The sequence below is a fragment of the Nocardia brasiliensis genome, assembly GCF_011801125.1.
Classification (GTDB): domain Bacteria; phylum Actinomycetota; class Actinomycetes; order Mycobacteriales; family Mycobacteriaceae; genus Nocardia; species Nocardia brasiliensis_C.
This window is the reverse complement of the sequence record NZ_CP046171.1, coordinates 5,164,298-5,180,742: the sequence shown is the minus strand read 5'-3', so window position 1 is coordinate 5,180,742 and position 16,445 is coordinate 5,164,298. Positions and strand designations below refer to the sequence as shown.

Sequence of the window (16,445 nt, the reverse complement as noted above, 5' to 3'; positions counted from 1 at the left end):
CTGAATGGCTGGTGGGTCTTGCCTGGACTTGGTATTCGGTTGCGGGCTGGGGCCGCGCTTTTCGATTTTCAAGGGGGTGGAGCGGGCTTTGTTTGGTGTCGGATGGTGATTGTGGAGGGTGGGGTGGGCGGTGTCGAGCTTGTCGGGTGTGGTGTCGGCCGCGGGCGAGGTGCTGCCGGTTTCGGAGTGCCCGGATTCGGGGTCCGGAATCGAGGTGTGCGGGCGCGGCGAGTACAGCTTGGCACGGGTGTGGTCGGATCGGTTTCCGCTCGGCGGATGTGTCTCACTACGATGGGGGCGCACCTGGTCATTTCGTGCCGGTGCCGGAGTCGTCGAAAGGAACCCTGTGCTGCGCACCCACTTGGCTGGTTCGCTGCGAAGCGAGCACGCCGGTCAGACCGTGACCCTCACCGGATGGGTGGCCAGGCGGCGCGACCACGGTGGCGTGATCTTCATTGATCTGCGCGACGAGTCGGGTGTGGCGCAGGCGGTGTTCCGCGAGGGTGCGCCCGCCGAGCAGGCCCACCGGTTGCGCGCGGAGTACTGCGTCCAGGTGACGGGCGTGGTGGAACCGCGTCCGGACGGCAACGAGAACCCGGAGCTGCCGACGGGCACCATCGAGGTGAACGTCACCGAGCTCGAGGTGCTGAACGAGAGCGCGCCGCTGCCGTTCCAGCTCGACGAGCAGCCCGGCGAGGAGGCCCGGCTCAAGTACCGCTACCTGGATCTGCGCCGGGACTCGCCCGCGCACGCGATCCGCCTGCGCTCCAAGGCCAATGCCGCGGCGCGCGCGGTGCTGGCCAGTCACGAGTTCGTCGAGGTGGAGACCCCGACACTGACTCGGTCGACCCCGGAGGGCGCCCGCGACTTCCTGGTGCCCGCGCGGCTGCAGCCGGGCAGCTTCTACGCGCTGCCGCAGAGCCCACAGCTGTTCAAGCAGCTGCTGATGGTCGGCGGCATCGAGCGCTACTACCAGATCGCGCGCTGCTACCGCGACGAGGACTTCCGCGCCGACCGGCAGCCGGAGTTCACCCAGCTCGACATCGAGATGAGCTTCGTGCGTCAGGAGGACGTGATCCTGCTCGCCGAGCAGATCCTGGCGGGCCTGTGGAAGCTGATCGGCTACGAGATCCCGACGCCGATCCCGCACATGACCTACGCGGAAGCCATGCGCCGCTTCGGTTCCGACAAGCCGGACCTGCGGTTCGGCATCGAGATCACCGAATGCGCCGAGTACTTCAAGGAGACGCCCTTCCGGGTGTTCCAGGCCGAATACGTCGGCGCGGTGGTCATGCCGGGTGGCGCGAGCCAGCCGCGCCGCCAGCTCGACGCCTGGCAGGAGTGGGCCAAGCAGCGCGGTGCGAAGGGACTGGCGTACGTGCTGGTCAACGAGGACGGCACGCTTGGCGGCCCGGTCGCCAAGAACCTGAGCGACGCCGAACGCGAGGGCCTGGCCAAGCACGTCGGTGCGGAGCCGGGGGACTGCGTGTTCTTCGCGGCCGGTCCGGCCAAGGCGCAGCGCGCGCTGCTCGGCGCGGCGCGCGGCGAGATCGCTCGCAAGGTCGGCCTGATCGACGAGAGCGCCTGGTCGTTCGTCTGGATCGTGGACGCGCCGATGTTCGAGCCCGCGGCCGAGGCGACCGCGAGCGGCGATGTGGCGCTCGGTCATTCGGCCTGGACCGCGGTGCATCACGCGTTCACCGCGCCGAAGCCGGAATCGGTCGAGACCTTCGACACCGACCCGGGCTCCGCGCTCGCCTACGCCTACGACATCGTCTGCAACGGCAACGAGATCGGCGGCGGCAGTATCCGTATCCACCGCCGCGATGTGCAGGAACGCGTCTTCAAGGTGATGGGCATCAGCAACGAGGAGGCCCAGGAGAAGTTCGGCTTCCTGCTGGACGCCTTCGCCTTCGGCGCACCGCCGCACGGCGGCATCGCCTTCGGCTGGGACCGGATCGTCGCGCTGCTCGCCGGGCTGGATTCGATCCGTGAGGTGATCGCGTTCCCGAAGACCGGCGGCGGCGTCGACCCGCTGACCGACGCGCCCGCGCCGATCACCGCGCAACAGCGCAAGGAAGCCGGACTGGACGCCAAGCCCGCCCCCAAGGGTGAGCAGGCGGCGGCGAAGGCCGAGTAGTCCGAGGCCGGAGCCGCCCGACACGAGGGCGGCTCCGGCCGTCGCGCCATCCCGCTCGCCGCTGCGAGCGGTACCTTCTGGTCAGATCCGCCGCCTTCATCAGGTGGGCGCCGACCGGAGGACACCCGTTGCTGCACTTGCGCATGATCAGCCCGCCGGAGACGACCGACGCAGTGCTGTCGGTCCTGGCCGCGAACCCGGGCGCCACGCACGTGACCCTGGCGCGCGGTGTCGCGCTGGAACCCGCCGGTGATCTGATCCAGGCCGACGTGGCCAGAGAAGCCGCCAACGACGTGCTAGAGGAGCTGACCGGGCTCGGCATCTGCAAGACCGGTGGCATTACCCTTGGGCCGGTCGAGACTGTGCTGTCCGAGGCGGGCGATCGGGCCGAGGCGGAAGCGCCAGGCGATCCGACCGACGCGGTGGTGTGGGAAGAACTGCTGTCCCAGGTGCACGAGGAGTCGACGCTCAACTCGAGCTTCTGCGCGTTCCTGACCATCGCCTGCCTGCTCGCCGCGGTCGGCGTCGCCACCGATTCGCCGGTGACCATCGTCGGTGCGATGGTGGTCGGCCCGGAGTTCGGTCCGCTGGCCGCGTTCGCGGTCGGCGTGGTGCTGCGCGACTTTCGGCTCGCGCGCCGCTCGGCGGTGGCGCTCGCGGTGGGCTTCCCGGTGGCGATGCTGGTCACGCTGGCGGCGACGCTGCTGTGGGAGCAGTTCGGGTGGATCACGCTGGGTGGCGTGGAAAGCATCAAGAACGTCGACTTCATCTACCGGGTCGGGCCGTTCTCGCTGGTGGTCGCGCTGCTGGCCGGAGCGGCGGGCATGCTCTCGCTGGTGACCGCGAAATCGGCGGCGCTGATCGGGGTGTTCATCTCGGTAACGACCGTGCCCGCCGCCGGATTCGCTGTTGTCGCAGCGACTTTGGGGCAGTGGCGGATCGCGTTCATGTCGGCGGGGCAGCTGGCGGTGAACCTCGCGGGCATCGTGATCGCGGGCGTGATCGTGCTGCAGCTGCGCCCGCGCGCGGGCCGGGAGTCCGGTCCGGTCGAGCGGTTCAAGCACTGGCTCGGCATGCGCGCGGTGGGATCCACTGAGCCCCCGCATCTTTCGCGGCGGTAACGCGACCTGCGAAAGACGCGGGGACGTCACGGAAGCTACAGCGCGGCGACGACGCCGCCGGTGAGCGTGCGGTAGGCGTAGGTCACCGCGATGACCGACACCGGGCCCGCGATCAGCAGCCCGAGCCCGCACAGCAGCGCGCCGACGAAGGTGACCAGCAGCACCGCCAGGGTGAGCAGCAGCACCGGCCAGATGTTCGCGATCACCAGCATCGCACTGGATTTGATCGCCTCGAACGGTCCTTCGTTCTGGTCGACGACGAAGTGCAGCGAGAACATGCACAGAATGCCGACGACCAGCCCCGGCAGCAGGCAGGCGGCCGAGGCGATACAGGTCAATACGAACGCGAGCAACGCGGTGAGCAGCACGTTCCCGGCGTTCACGAAACGGAAGTACGAGCCGAAAGACGGCTTGGTGCCGTCGGTTTCGTACAGTGCCCCGCGCACCATCGCCGCCTGCAACAGCCACACGCCCACCATGACCGCGAGGAAGATCAGCAGCAGCGGCAGCATCGATGTCGGCTCGGTCAGCTGCACGACCACCACGAACGCCAGATAGATCACCAGACCGCAGGCGACCAGGGCGAGCCACGGTCCGAAGTTCGAGCGGAACCGTTCCCATCCGTAGCTGAGCGCCTGGCCGACATCGAGCGTGCCGGGTGCGGTCGCGGCCTGCTGGTAGCCGTAGACCGGCTGGTCGGGCGGCATCGCGCCGGGCGGAGGGGCCATGCCCGGTTGCGGTGCGCCGTACTGGTCGGGGGCCTGCGGCGCCCCGTACGGCGGCGGCGTGCCACCGGTTCCCTGCGGGCCGTAACTGGGTTCCATGGGCTGCTGCGGCGGCGTTCCCGGTGGGCCGTAGCTCGGTTGCGGCGGCGGGACGTAGCCCGGCTGCGGGGTCTGCTGCGGCGGTGGCCCCGACGGACCGTAGCTCGGCTGCGGTGCATAGCTGGGTTGTTGCCGCGGCGGCGCGGGCTCCACCGGTTCGCTGCCGTACTGCGCCGCGCCCGGCCCCTCGAACTGGGGGTATCCGGCCGAGCCCGCCATCTCGTGTCTGCCGTGTTCCGCGCTCGATGCCGCGGCGGGCGGCAGGGGACTTTCGTGCTGGCCCGACCGCGCCGGTTGCCCTTCGTCGTCGCCGTGATCGGGAGCGTCGCCGGTGGGTTCGCGGGGCGGGGGAGGCGGTGTGCCGGTCATGCCATAGACCTTTCCACTCAACTGGTTTGCGGTGTGGCGCAGAGCAGTTGACGATGAGAAAACCTGACGGGTGCAATGGTGTCAAGCAACCGGCTCGCGTTCGGTAACCTCGAGTGAGACACGCCGAACGACGCGGAAAGGTTGTGTAACCGCTCGCTAGAAGTGACCCGATGCGAGTAACTTGAAGGGCGATGACCGCACTATTGGCCGAACGCGCCGCCGAAGTCGTGTCCGCAGCGCAACAGTTGCTCACAAAGCGAATGGGTGCTCCGGTAAAGCTGAGCGATCCGATCGAACTCAGCGGTAGTGGTAGAACGACGGTTCTCCGTGTGCGTGTTGCGGAAAATGCCTTCTCGTTGCCGCGAACCCTCATCGTCAAACAGGTCCGCGGGCACTCGCAGGACCGCACGACGGGCGGTCTTGCCCCCGGAGTCGCCAGCATCGACTCCGCGTTCCTCCGTGAAGCCGTGTCGTATCAGTTCACCACCGCCTTGAGCCGGGAACACCGGCCCGGTGCCTACCTGATCGCGCACAGCCTGCCGGAGCGGTTGCTCATTCTCAGTGATCTCGGGGAGAACTCCCTGCTCACGCAGGTGCTGCAGTCCGGAGCCGAACCCGCGACCAGGAACGCGCTGATGGCCTTCGCGCAGGCGCTCGGCCGGATGCATGCCGCCACCGTCGGCCGCGAGGCCGATTTCGTCGCGCTGCTGCGCCGGGTCGACGTGGTGCACCGGGTCGACGGCATCGCGCAGCAAGCCGAATCCGCCATCGCCGAGGTGCCCGGGATGTTGCAGCGGGAGCTCGGCATCGAGGTGCCCGGCGAGATCGCCGAGCGCATCGTGCGGGGTAACCGGTTGTTCTCCGCGGGACGCTTCCGGGCGTTCAGCCCCTCGGATCTGTGCCCCGACAACGTCATCCTCAACGAGGAGGGCGCGCGGTTCCTGGACTACGAGTGGGGCGGTTTCCGCGACGCCACGCTCGACATCGCCTACGCGCTCGTCTCGTTCCCCGGCTGCCTCTGCGATTTCGAACTCTCCCGGGAACGGGCCGGGCAGATGGTCGAGGCGTGGCGCTCCGAGGTCGTCGGCGTCTGGCCCGCGCTGGCCGACGACGAACTGCTCGCCGAGCGCATCCTGGAAGCCCGGCTCATCTGGGTCTGGCTGTCGACCTACTGGTTCCTGCCCGCAGACCACGCGCGCATCGCCGCCGCCCGCGAGCACGGGCTGTCCGTGCCGCGTTCGGAAGCGCTGATCAACCGCTGGGCCGCGCTGGCCGAGGACGCCCGCTGCACCGGCGACGACATCATCGGCGATTTCGCCGAGGACGTGTCGGCGATGCTGGAAGAGCGCTGGGCCGAGTAAACCCAACGGCCACCGCATAATTGAGGGCATTCGACCGGGGCTGTCGCGCCGTATCCTGAGCTGTTCACCAGGGTGGCGAAAGAGGTGGCCCGATGAATGGTGTGCCGCTGGTTGTCGGCGTTGTCGCGGTGGTGTCGGCCCTTGCCGTGGCCGGTTGGCTCGGGTATCGGGCCCGCGCACGTGCTCGCGGTGTGGATGCGCTGACCCGCGCCCGACGCAGCGGCGCGGAGCTCAGCGCGGGCTACGTGCGGCGTCGAGATCGCCGGCGCCGTGAGCGAAAAGACTTCGCGGACAAGACCATCGGCGGGGCGGGTAGCCACTTCGATGGATCCGCCGGCGGAATGCCGTGAGCCACGCGGACGTGAGAGGGGAAACCTCATGGAATACGTAGTGCTGGGCATCATCGTGGTGGCCCTGATCGCGGTCGTGCTGCTGATCCGCCGCCGTACCACCGCCCGAGCCGCGGTCGATGACCCCATGACCCGGGCCCGCACCGCGGGCAGCGCACTCAGCGGCGACTACCGCCGCGGCCGCCACAACCGCCGAATCCGCAAGAAGGACCCCCGGTGGTGGGCCCTCGGCAGCGTCGGTACAGACATCAGCGGAGGCTGCAGCGGCGGCGACGGCGGAAGCTGCGGGGGCGGCGGCGGAGGTTGCGGGGGTGGAGGAGGCGGCGGGGGCGGCGAGTAAGCCCGCCAGGATGGGGGCCGCGCGGTGCGGTCGGCCTCGTTGGAGAGGCAGCCTGCGGTGCTGGGTGCGGCGGCGAGTACCGCCGTCGTGTGTGGCGGGGCTGAGGCTGCGTTCCGGGGCGGTTGACCCGGGCGGAGGAGCCTGGGCGGTCAGCTCACGGGGTGGGGGCGGGGCTCCAGGCGGCCGCCGGAGCGGACGGCCAGCGAGGTGGCGTGGCGCACACCGGAATTCGGGTCCGCCACGTTCAACAGGTAGAACCAGTCCATCTGGGTCTGCTCGGGGGTGACCTCCAGAACGCCGTAGCCGTGCGAATCCAGTTCCACGTAGCGCATGTGGTGGTTCAGACCCTTGATCGACTCGGCGATCGGCGCGGAGTTCGCCTTCAGCACATCGCCGATGCTGTTCGAGGTGACCGAGGGGACGACGAACTCCGCGCCCACCGTCGGCCCGCCCGGATAGTCGGCGGCGTCGACGGGAAGGTCTGCGGCCCAGGAGGAATGGATGTCGCCGGTCAGGAATACCACGTCCGACACCTGCTGGTCGGTGATCGCGCGGAACAGCCTCGTGCGGTCCGCGGTGTAGCCGTCCCACTGGTCACCGTTGACGTGCAGGCCCGCCTGCGGCACGCCGATGGTGCCGGTGATGGCCGCGGTGGTGGCGGGCTCCAGCGGCGGGAAGACCAGCGGCGCGATCATCACCGAGTTGCCGACCAGCTTCCACCGCACCGGCGCGGACGCCAAACCGGCGGTGAGCCACTCCATTTGGGCCTTGCCGGTGATCGTGCGCGCCGGATTGTCGGCCTCGCGCCAGCCCGCACCCGGTTTGGCCTCCTGGTCGCGGTAGCTGCGCAGGTCGAGCATGGACAGCTCGGCCAAGGTGCCGAAGCGCAGCCGCCGATAGATCTGCACGTCCCCGCCGGAACCCTTGGCGCGCACCGGCATCCACTCCAGATACGCCTGTGCGGAGGCGGCTTTGCGGTCCGCCCAGTTGCCCTTGGTGGCCGGATCGTGCTTGTCCGCGCCGCCGGACCAGGTGTTGTCGGCGAATTCGTGGTCGTCCCAGGTGCAGATGAACGGCAGCAGCGCGTGCAACGCCAGCAGGTCCGGGTCGGTCTTGTACTGCGCGTGCCGGATTCGGTAGTCGGCCAGCGTGACGGTCTCGTTCGCCGGATCGTGCGGGCGCACCGCGCCGTAGCGGCCGCCGTACTCCCCGCGCCCGTACTCGTAGATGTAGTCGCCGAGGTGAAGGATGGCGTCCAGGTCGGTGCGTGCCGCCAGGTGCCGGTAGGCGCCGAAGTAGCCCGCCTCCCAGTTGGCGCACGACACCACGCCGAAGCGCAGTCGCTCCAGTGCGGTCGAGTCGGCCGGTGCGGTCCTGGTCCGGCCCACCGGCGAGGTCTCACCGAGCGCACTGAACCGATAGAAGTAGTCGCGGCCCGGCGCGAGGCCCGAGACATCGACCTTGACGGTGTGGTCGGCAGCGGCTGTCGCGGTGACGGTCCCGGCGGCGGCCACCGTGGCGAACGCCTCGTCGGCGGCGATCTCCCATCGCACGCCGGTCGATTCGCCTACCCCCGACCCGGGCGTGGCGTCCTCGGACACGGTGACCCTGGTCCACAGGATGACGCCGTCGGGCAGCGGATCGCCCGAGGCGACGCCGTGCCGGAACACTGGCGCGGTCGCCGCGGCGGGACCGGCCGCCAGCAGCGTCGTTGCGGTGGCCGCCACCGCCGCACCACCCTTGAACAGGGTGCGGCGCGCGATGGGTCCGAGCTGCGCAGAATCTGAAACAGTCACGTTTTCAGCCACGAGTATTGATCACATCCGATCCGCGGGCCGCACGCAAATCGGCTCGCCGAACACCCTCGGCCGTATCGGCTGACCACGCCGCACGCCTCTCCGACGCTGGGTGCCCGTGGCGCTCGCCGGCATGTGCGGAGTTGTCGGTGTGGCTGGGTAACGTTGGCAAACGTGAGTGAGCTTGTGCGAGCGAACCGGGGACGCGGGGTCGTACCGATCGCGACGGCACCGCAGCTGCGCGGGCACAGTCGTGAGCGAACGAAGTGTGCGAATTGTGACGCAGGGCGCATCGCGCACGGTGGGGCGGAGCGTCAGCGGGGCACGGTCGTGTGTGAACGGGGTGTGCGAATCGTGAGGCAGGGTGCATCGCGCACGGTGGGGCCGAGTGTCAGCGGGGCACGGTCGTGAGCGATGGCCTGTTCGATGTGCCTGGCGACGCTGTGCCCGCCGAGCACAGCATCGACACCGTGGTGCGTCGGGACGCCGGGGCGCCGCTGGCGGTACGGATGCGGCCCGCCTCGTTGGACGAGGTGGTCGGGCAGCAGCATCTGCTCGGACCGGGTTCGCCGCTGCGCAGACTGGTCGAGGGGTCGGGCGCGGCGTCGGTGCTGCTGTACGGCCCGCCCGGGACCGGCAAGACGACGCTCGCGTCGTTGATCTCGCATTCCACCGGGCGGCGTTTCGAGGCGCTGTCGGCCCTGTCCGCAGGGGTCAAAGAGGTGCGCGCGGTCATCGATGTGGCGCGGCGCAGGCTCACGGTCGGCGAGCAGACCGTGCTGTTCATCGACGAGGTGCACCGCTTCTCCAAGACCCAGCAGGACGCATTGCTTGCCGCGGTGGAGAACCGGATCGTGCTGCTGGTCGGCGCGACCACCGAGAACCCGTCGTTCTCGGTGGTGTCGCCGCTGCTGTCGCGCTCGCTGGTGTTGCAATTGCAGTCGCTCACCGACGACGACATCCGTCAGGTGCTGCGCCGGGCCATCGAGGATCCGCGCGGGCTCGACGCCCAGTACACGGTCGCCGACGAGGCGCTGGACCATATCGTCCGGATCGCCGGCGGCGATGCCCGCCGCGCGCTCACCGCGCTGGAGGCGTCGGCGGAGTCCTCGCTCGACGGCACGGTCGGCGTCGAACTGGTCGAGGCCAGTGTGGACAAGGCCGCGGTGCGCTACGACCGTGCCGGCGATCAGCACTACGACGTGATCAGCGCCTTCATCAAGTCCATCCGCGGCTCCGATGTCGACGCCGCGCTGCATTACCTGGCGCGGATGCTCACCGCGGGGGAGGATCCGCGGTTCATCGCGCGCCGGCTGATGATCCACGCCAGCGAGGACATCGGCATGGCCGACCCGACGGCGTTGCAGACCGCCACCGCCGCCGCACAGGTGGTGCAGCTGGTCGGTCTGCCGGAGGGCCGCCTCGCCTTGGCGCAGGCCACCATTCACCTGGCGAGCGCGCCCAAATCGGGCGCGGTGGTCGCCGCGATCGGCGCCGCGATGGCCGATGTGGCGGCGGGCAAGGCGGGCGCGGTGCCGCCGCATCTGCGCGACGGGCACTACGCGGGCGCGGCGAAGCTCGGCAACGCGCAGGGCTACAAATACCCGCACGACAACAAGGACGGCGTGCTCGCGCAGCAGTATCCGCCGGACGAGCTGGTCGGCGTCGACTACTACCAGCCCACCGACCACGGCCACGAACGCGAGGTCGGTCCCCGGGTGAACAAACTGCGCCGCATCATCCGCGGCAGGTAACGGGCCGCGGTGGATTCCTGCCGGACCTGGTTGCGGTGTGCTGGCTCTGGTTGCGGTGTGCTGGCTCTGGTTGCGGCGTGCCGGACCTGGCCGAGGCATGCCGGACATACGTAGCCGAGCAGGTGTCGTGCTGAAGTCGATCAGTCGGCCGGGTGGCCCGCAGCACCCCGGTCGATGAAAAACCACGTGCACCGCACCGGTAGGCTGGATATCTGTGCAGACCCACGAGATTCGACGGCGCTTCCTGGACCATTTCGTCCGTGCCGGACACACCGAGGTGCCCAGTGCCTCGCTGATCCTGGCCGACCCCAACCTGCTGTTCGTGAACGCAGGCATGGTCCAGTTCGTCCCCTTCTTCCTCGGTCAGCAGACTCCGCCGTATGCGACCGCGACCAGCGTGCAGAAGTGTGTGCGCACCGGCGATATCGAGAACGTCGGCGTCACGACGCGGCACAACACTTTCTTCCAGATGGCGGGCAATTTCAGCTTCGGCGACTACTTCAAGCGCGAGGCCATCACCTTCGCCTGGTCGTTGCTGACCAACAGCGTCGAGGACGGCGGCTTCGGGTTCGACCCGCAGCGGCTGTGGGCCACCGTCTACCTCGATGACGACGAGGCCGAGCGGATCTGGCTGGAGACCGGCGTGCCCGCCGAGCGGATCCAGCGCCGCGGCATGGCCGACAACTACTGGTCGATGGGCATCCCCGGGCCGTGTGGCCCGTGCTCGGAGATCTATTTCGACCGCGGCCCGGAGTACGGCGTGGAGGGCGGCCCCGAGGCCGACGAGGATCGCTACATCGAGATCTGGAATCTCGTGTTCATGCAGAACGAGCGTGGCGCGGGCACCAGCAAGGACGACTACGAGATCCTGGGCCCGCTGCCGCGCAAGAACATCGACACCGGCATGGGCATCGAGCGGGTCGCGTTCCTGCTGCAGGGCGTGGACAACGTCTACGAGACCGATCTGCTGCGCCCGATCATCGACAAGGCCGAGCAGCTGACCGGCCGTTCCTACGGTGTCGCGCACGAGGACGACGTGCGGTTCCGGGTGATCGCCGACCACGCGCGCACCGGCGCGATGCTGATCGCCGACGGCGTCAATCCCGGCAACGACGGGCGCGGTTATGTGCTGCGCAGGCTGCTGCGCCGGATCGTGCGTTCGGCCCGGTTGCTGGGTGCGGAGAAGCCGGTGATGGGCGAGTTCATGAAGGTCGTCAGCGAGCTGATGTCGCCGTCCTACCCGGAGCTCGCCACCGATTTCGCGCGGATCGAGACGGTCGCGGTGGGTGAGGAGACCGCGTTCCTGAAGACGCTGAACACCGGCTCTGCCCTGTTCGACAACACGGCCGCGGCGGTGAAAGCCAAGGGCAGCAGCACGATCGCGGGTTCGGACGCGTTCACCCTGCACGACACCTACGGCTTCCCGATCGATCTCACCCTGGAGATGGCCGCCGAGGCCGGGCTCTCGGTCGACGAGGACGGGTTCCGGTCGTTGATGGCCGAGCAGCGCAAGCGCGCCAAGGACGACGCCCAGGCCCGCAAGCACGCGCACGCGGATCTGTCGGTCTACAAGGAACTGGTCGATCGCGGTGCCACCGAGTTCACCGGTTTCGACGAGTTGACCTCCGAGGCGCACGTGCTCGCCCTGATCGCCGACGGCGTGCGGGTTCCGGTCGCCCAGGCCGGTCAGGACGTCGAGGTGATTCTCGATCGCAGCCCGCTCTACGCCGAGTCCGGTGGTCAGATCGCCGACCGTGGCAGCATCACCGCCTCGGGGCTGAAGCTGACCGTCAACGATGTGCAGAAGATCGCCAAGAAGGTGTGGGTGCACAAGGCCACGGTCGAGCAGGGCCAGATCACCGAGGGCGATGCCGTTCTCGCGCAAGCGGATCCGGCCTGGCGTCGGGGTGCGACGCAGGGTCACTCCGGTACGCACATGGTGCATGCGGCGCTGCGGCAGGTGCTCGGCCCGAACGCGGTGCAGGCCGGTTCGCTGAACAAGCCCGGTTATCTGCGTTTCGACTTCAATTGGCAGGGGCAGCTTTCCGAGCAGCAGAAGTCCGAGATCGAGGCCGTGTCCAACGACGCGGTCGGCGCGGACTTCCCGGTGAACACCTTCGTCACCGACCTGACCAAGGCCAAGGAGATGGGCGCTATGGCGCTCTTCGGCGAGAACTACGGCGACGAGGTGCGCGTCGTGGAGATCGGCGGCCCGTTCTCGATGGAGCTGTGCGGTGGTACGCACGTGCAGCATTCCTCGCAGATCGGTCCGATCACGGTGCTCGGTGAGTCGTCGGTCGGTAGCGGGATCCGGCGTGTGGAGGCCTTCGTCGGCCTGGACTCCTACCAGTACCTCGCCAAGGAGCGTGCGCTGCTCGCCGGTGTGGCGGCGTCGCTGAAGGTGCCTTCCGACGAGGTGCCGGCCCGGGTCGAGCAGCTGGTGGAGCGGCTGAAGGTGGCCGAGAAGGAACTCGAGCGCACCAAGATGGCCGCGGTGTTGTCCTCGGCCGGGAAGTTCGTGGACGAGGCCGAGCGGATCGGTGCGGTGCTGTTGGTCGCCGTCGCCGCGCCCGAGGGCGTGGCCGCGGGTGATCTGCGCACGCTGGCGACCGATATTCGCGGTCGATTCGGCACGCAGCCCGCGGTGGTGGTGCTGCTCGGCAACGCCGAGGGCAAGGTGCCGTTCGTGGTGACCGTCAACAAGGGCGCGCAGGATCTCGGTTTCAAGGCCGGGGATCTGGTGGCCGCGTTCGGGCCGAGCATCGCCGGACGTGGCGGCGGCAAGCCCGAGATGGCGCAGGGCGCCGGGTCGGATCCGTCGGGTATTCCGGCGGGACTGGCCGCGGTCCGTACCCGGGTGGCTGAACTCACCCAGTGATGGCATCGGCCAGCGATTCCGCAGGGGGTGCCGGCCGGTCGGCGGGCGTCGACACCGACCGGCCGCACCCCGACACCGATCCGGGACGTGGCAGGCGGATCGCCGTCGATGTCGGCAGTGTCCGCATCGGCATCGCGGCCAGCGACCCCGACGGCATCCTCGCCACGCCGGTGGAGACCGTGCCGCGCGCCAAGCCGAACGCGCGCGGCGGCGGTCGCGGCGCGCCCGGAAGCGATATTTCCAGAATTGCTGAGATTGTGCGGGAGTACGAGGCCGTCGAGGTGATCGTCGGGCTGCCTCGAACCCTGCGCGGGGAGAAGGGTAGCGCCGCTACTATTGCCACCGCGTTCGCGGAGCAGTTGCGGTCCGCCGTGTCGCCGGTGCCTATACGGCTTTCCGACGAACGTTTGACTACCGTGTCAGCTGCACGTGCATTGCGGGACAGTGGAGTTCGCGCGCGTGGCCAGCGGCAGGTGATCGATCAGGCGGCAGCCGTCTCGATCCTGCAAGGATGGTTGGACGAACGGAGTGCGGTGTTGAGGTCGGGTGAAGCGGTGCGTCCTGAGGCTCTCGGGCGCGTCGCAGGGTCCGCTGCGGTGTCGTCGGAGGACGATGCATGACGGATCGATGGGCGCGGGCCGAGGAACGGTACCGACAGCGCGAAGCTGATCGGCGTTACCGGCGTGACGACCGAGCCTGGGGCGGGCAGAACAGCAGAGACACACACGCCAGAACGAATCGGGTGGTCGGCCGCGAGCAGGACGACTGGGACGACTACGAGGACGACACCACGGTCATCCCGCGCTACACCGACGACATGGACCCGCCCGAACCCGCCCCGCGACCTCGCACCCGCCAGCGTCCCGCCGTGGCGCGCGGGGCCGGGCAGCGGACCCGCGCCGGTCGCCGGGAAGTGGAGCACGACGAGGACGACGAACCGGAGGAGCCGCCGCGGCGTTCGCGCAGTGCCCAGCGCGGCAGGCGTTCGCGCGCGGCCTCGCGCAAGGCGCAGGAGCGTAAGCGGCGCAGGCGGACCATGTGGCTCGTCGCAGGCGTGTTCGTGCTGCTGTTCGCGGGCGCCGCGGTGTTCGCGGGCATGAAGCTGATCGAGAAGCTCGGCCCGCCCGAGGATTTCGCCGGGCCGGTCGGTCCGATGGCCGTGGTGCAGGTGCACGACGGCGACACCTCACAGCAGATCGCGGCGAGCATGAAGGAGAAGGGCATCGTCGCGAGCACCGGCGCGTTCATCGAGGCGGCCGTGCGCAACTCGAACATGCAGTCGGTGCAGCCGGGCTTCTACGCGATCCCGACCCGCAGCCCGGCCGTGCAGGCGGTCGCGGCGCTGGTCGGTAAGCAGGCCAGGGTCGGAAACCTGGTCATTCCCGAGGGGCGACTGCTGCACGATCAGTACGAGGTGGGCACCAATCGGCGCACCGACGGCATCTATCGGATGATGGCCGAGGCCAGCTGCATCGGCATCGGCCCGAACCAGAAGTGCGCGACCTACGAACAACTCGACGCCGCGGGCGCCAGTGCCGACCTCGCCGCGCTCGGCGTGCCGTCCTGGGCCGCGCAGGGCGTCAAGGACTGCCCGGACCGAACCAGGCAGCTGGAGGGCTTGATCGCCGCGGGCACCCTGGATTTCGATCCGAGCGGCACGCCGGAGCAGATGATCCGGCAGGTCGTCACCGCCAGCGCCAAGAGCTACGAGTCGACCGGTCTGCTGCAGTCCGGCGGCGAGACCAAGCTGACCCCGTACGAGACGCTGATCGCCGCGTCGCTCGTCGAACGCGAGGCCAAGCCGCAGGACATGGGCAAGGTCGCGCGGGTGATCGTGAACCGGCTGCGGGTGCCGCAGATGCTGCAGTTCGACTCGACGGTGAACTACGCGCTGGACCGCACCGAGGTGCAGACCACCGACACCGACCGGGCCACGGAGACGCCGTGGAACACCTACGCGAAAACCGGCCTGCCCGCGACCCCGATCTCCGCGCCCTCGCTGAACGCGTTGCGCGCCATGGAGAATCCGGACGTGGGGCCGTGGCTGTACTTCGTGACCGTCGACAAGCAGGGCACCACCCTGTTCACCGATGATTACAAGCAGCACCAGCGCTACATCCAGCAGGCGCAGGCGAGCGGAATCCTCGACAGTGGCCGCTGAACGCAAAGCGGCGGTGCTCGGCAAGCCCATCGCCCACTCCCGCTCACCGCAGCTGCACCTGGCCGCGTATCGCGCGCTCGGACTCGACTGGAGTTACGAGCGCATCGAATGCACGGCCGAACAGCTGCCCGGACTGGTCGACGGGCTCGGACCCGAATGGGTCGGGCTCTCGGTGACCATGCCGGGTAAGGAGGTCGCGCTCGCCTACGCCGACGAGCGCACCGAGCGGGCGGTACTGGTCGGCTCGGCCAACACCCTCGTCCGGGTCGACGGCGGCTGGCGGGCCGACTGCACCGACGTCGACGGTGTGCTCGGCGCGCTGCGCGGCGGCGGAGTCACCGACCTGGACGAGGCCGTCGTGCTCGGTGCGGGCGGCACCGCGCGGCCCGCCCTGCTCGCCCTGTCCGAACTCGGCGCCAAGACGGTCACCGTGATCGCCCGCGACGCCGGCCGGGCAAGCAGCGCACTGGACCTCGCGGAACGACTCGGCATGAACGCCGCCCTCACCCCGTTCGACCCGGCCGCCCTGGTCGGCCTGTGCGAGCGCGCGGGCGTCGTGGTGAGCACCATCCCCGCCGAAGCCGCCGCCCAGGTAGCGCCCGCCGTAGCCACCGCCCCCGTCGTACTCGACGCCATCTACAACCCCTGGCCGACACCCCTGGCCGAGGCCGTCACCCAAGCCGGCCACACCGTCGTCAGCGGATTGCAGATGCTGCTGAACCAGGCTTACGGCCAGGTCGAGCAGTTCACCGGTCGGCTGGCGCCCCGCGCGGAAATGGCTGCGGCACTGGGGTCTGTGTAGTTCTGGGCTCTGATGTTCAGGGTGTGGTTCCGCTGTTCGGGGGGTTTGCTTGGCTTTGGGTTGCGGTTGCTTCTGATGCCGGGGGTGCTCGGCGGGATGTGTAACCGTGGCTGGCTCCGGTGGTTGGGGCTGGATATGCGGTGGTCAGTGGGTTGCTGTTGAACCAGGTTTACGGCTGGGTCGAGCAGTTCATCGGTCGGCTGGCGCCCTGCGCGGAAATTGCTGTGGCACTGGGGTCTGTGTAGTTCTGGGCTCTGATGTTCAGGGTGTGGTTCCGCTGTTCGGGGGGTTTGCTTGGCTTTGGGTTGCGGTTGCTTCTGATGCCGGGGGTGCTCGGCGGGATGTGCAACCGTGGCTGGCTCCGGTGGTTGGGGCTGGATATGCGGTGGTCAGTGGGTTGCTGTTGAGCCAGGGGAACAGCTTTGTGTTGGCGTCCGCGCCGTGTGTGGAATGGCGGTGGCGTTGGGTGGTTTCGGGGTTGGGCGAGCGGGTTTTGGGCCCCTGACGTTCAGGTGCGTTTCCGCGGGTATGAGTCGGTGGGTGCGGTGG

At 69.1% G+C, this 16,445-nt stretch carries 12 protein-coding genes; 10 read left to right on the top strand and 2 right to left on the bottom strand.

Annotated elements, in window-relative coordinates; genetic code table 11:
* Positions 1 to 346: 346 nt before the first annotated feature.
* Together aspS and F5X71_RS23340 are read left to right on the top strand one after the other, a co-directional pair.
* Positions 347 to 2,140 (top strand): aspartate--tRNA ligase, encoded by a 1,794-nt coding sequence (gene aspS / locus F5X71_RS23345; RefSeq protein ID WP_167463960.1) that lies wholly within the window; start codon positions 347 to 349, stop codon positions 2,138 to 2,140.
* Positions 2,141 to 2,268: 128 nt separating this feature from the next.
* Positions 2,269 to 3,261 (top strand): DUF389 domain-containing protein, encoded by a 993-nt coding sequence (locus F5X71_RS23340; RefSeq protein WP_238815420.1) that lies wholly within the window; start codon positions 2,269 to 2,271, stop codon positions 3,259 to 3,261.
* Between the two features lie 35 nt (positions 3,262 to 3,296).
* Here F5X71_RS23340 and F5X71_RS37110 read toward each other — a convergent pair whose 3' ends face one another.
* Positions 3,297 to 4,454 (bottom strand): hypothetical protein, encoded by a 1,158-nt coding sequence (locus tag F5X71_RS37110; protein ID WP_238815419.1) that lies wholly within the window; start codon positions 4,452 to 4,454, stop codon positions 3,297 to 3,299.
* Between the two features lie 191 nt (positions 4,455 to 4,645).
* On the opposite strand from F5X71_RS37110, the gene F5X71_RS23330 reads away from it, so the two are divergent.
* From F5X71_RS23330 to F5X71_RS23320, 3 genes are all read left to right on the top strand, one after another.
* Entirely contained in the window at positions 4,646 to 5,815 is a 1,170-nt protein-coding gene (locus tag F5X71_RS23330; RefSeq protein WP_167463959.1) for a phosphotransferase family protein, read from the top strand.
* Positions 5,816 to 5,907: 92 nt separating this feature from the next.
* A complete protein-coding gene (locus tag F5X71_RS23325; protein WP_167463958.1) occupies positions 5,908 to 6,165 on the top strand; it encodes a hypothetical protein in 258 nt (85 codons plus the stop codon).
* A 28-nt stretch (positions 6,166 to 6,193) separates the two neighbouring features.
* Positions 6,194 to 6,505 carry a hypothetical protein gene (locus F5X71_RS23320; RefSeq protein WP_167460074.1) on the top strand — a complete coding sequence of 104 codons (312 nt, stop codon included), beginning with the start codon at positions 6,194 to 6,196 and terminating at the stop codon, positions 6,503 to 6,505.
* Between the two features lie 149 nt (positions 6,506 to 6,654).
* On the opposite strand, the gene F5X71_RS23315 is transcribed toward F5X71_RS23320, so the two are convergent.
* Positions 6,655 to 8,301, bottom strand: a complete 1,647-nt coding sequence (locus tag F5X71_RS23315; protein ID WP_238815418.1) for an alkaline phosphatase D family protein — start codon at positions 8,299 to 8,301, stop codon at positions 6,655 to 6,657.
* A gap of 407 nt (positions 8,302 to 8,708) precedes the next feature.
* Here F5X71_RS23315 and F5X71_RS23310 point away from each other — a divergent pair, with 407 nt between their 5' ends.
* From F5X71_RS23310 to F5X71_RS23290, 5 genes are all read left to right on the top strand, one after another.
* Positions 8,709 to 10,055 carry a replication-associated recombination protein A gene (locus F5X71_RS23310; RefSeq protein WP_167463957.1) on the top strand — a complete coding sequence of 449 codons (1,347 nt, stop codon included), beginning with the start codon at positions 8,709 to 8,711 and terminating at the stop codon, positions 10,053 to 10,055.
* A gap of 214 nt (positions 10,056 to 10,269) precedes the next feature.
* The gene (alaS, locus tag F5X71_RS23305; protein WP_167463956.1) at positions 10,270 to 12,933 is read left to right on the top strand and encodes an alanine--tRNA ligase; all 2,664 of its coding nucleotides are present in this window, start codon (positions 10,270 to 10,272) and stop codon (positions 12,931 to 12,933) included.
* Positions 12,933 to 13,553, top strand: coding sequence for a Holliday junction resolvase RuvX (gene ruvX / locus F5X71_RS23300; RefSeq protein WP_167463955.1), 621 nt, complete (start codon positions 12,933 to 12,935; stop codon positions 13,551 to 13,553). The genes alaS and ruvX overlap by 1 nt, the downstream gene beginning before the upstream one ends.
* Entirely contained in the window at positions 13,550 to 15,094 is a 1,545-nt protein-coding gene (gene mltG / locus F5X71_RS23295; protein WP_167463954.1) for an endolytic transglycosylase MltG, read from the top strand. The genes ruvX and mltG overlap by 4 nt, the downstream gene beginning before the upstream one ends.
* Positions 15,084 to 15,896: a shikimate dehydrogenase gene (locus F5X71_RS23290; protein ID WP_174817123.1), complete on the top strand. Its 813-nt coding sequence runs from the start codon at positions 15,084 to 15,086 to the stop codon at positions 15,894 to 15,896. The genes mltG and F5X71_RS23290 overlap by 11 nt, the downstream gene beginning before the upstream one ends.
* Positions 15,897 to 16,445 lie beyond the last annotated feature (549 nt).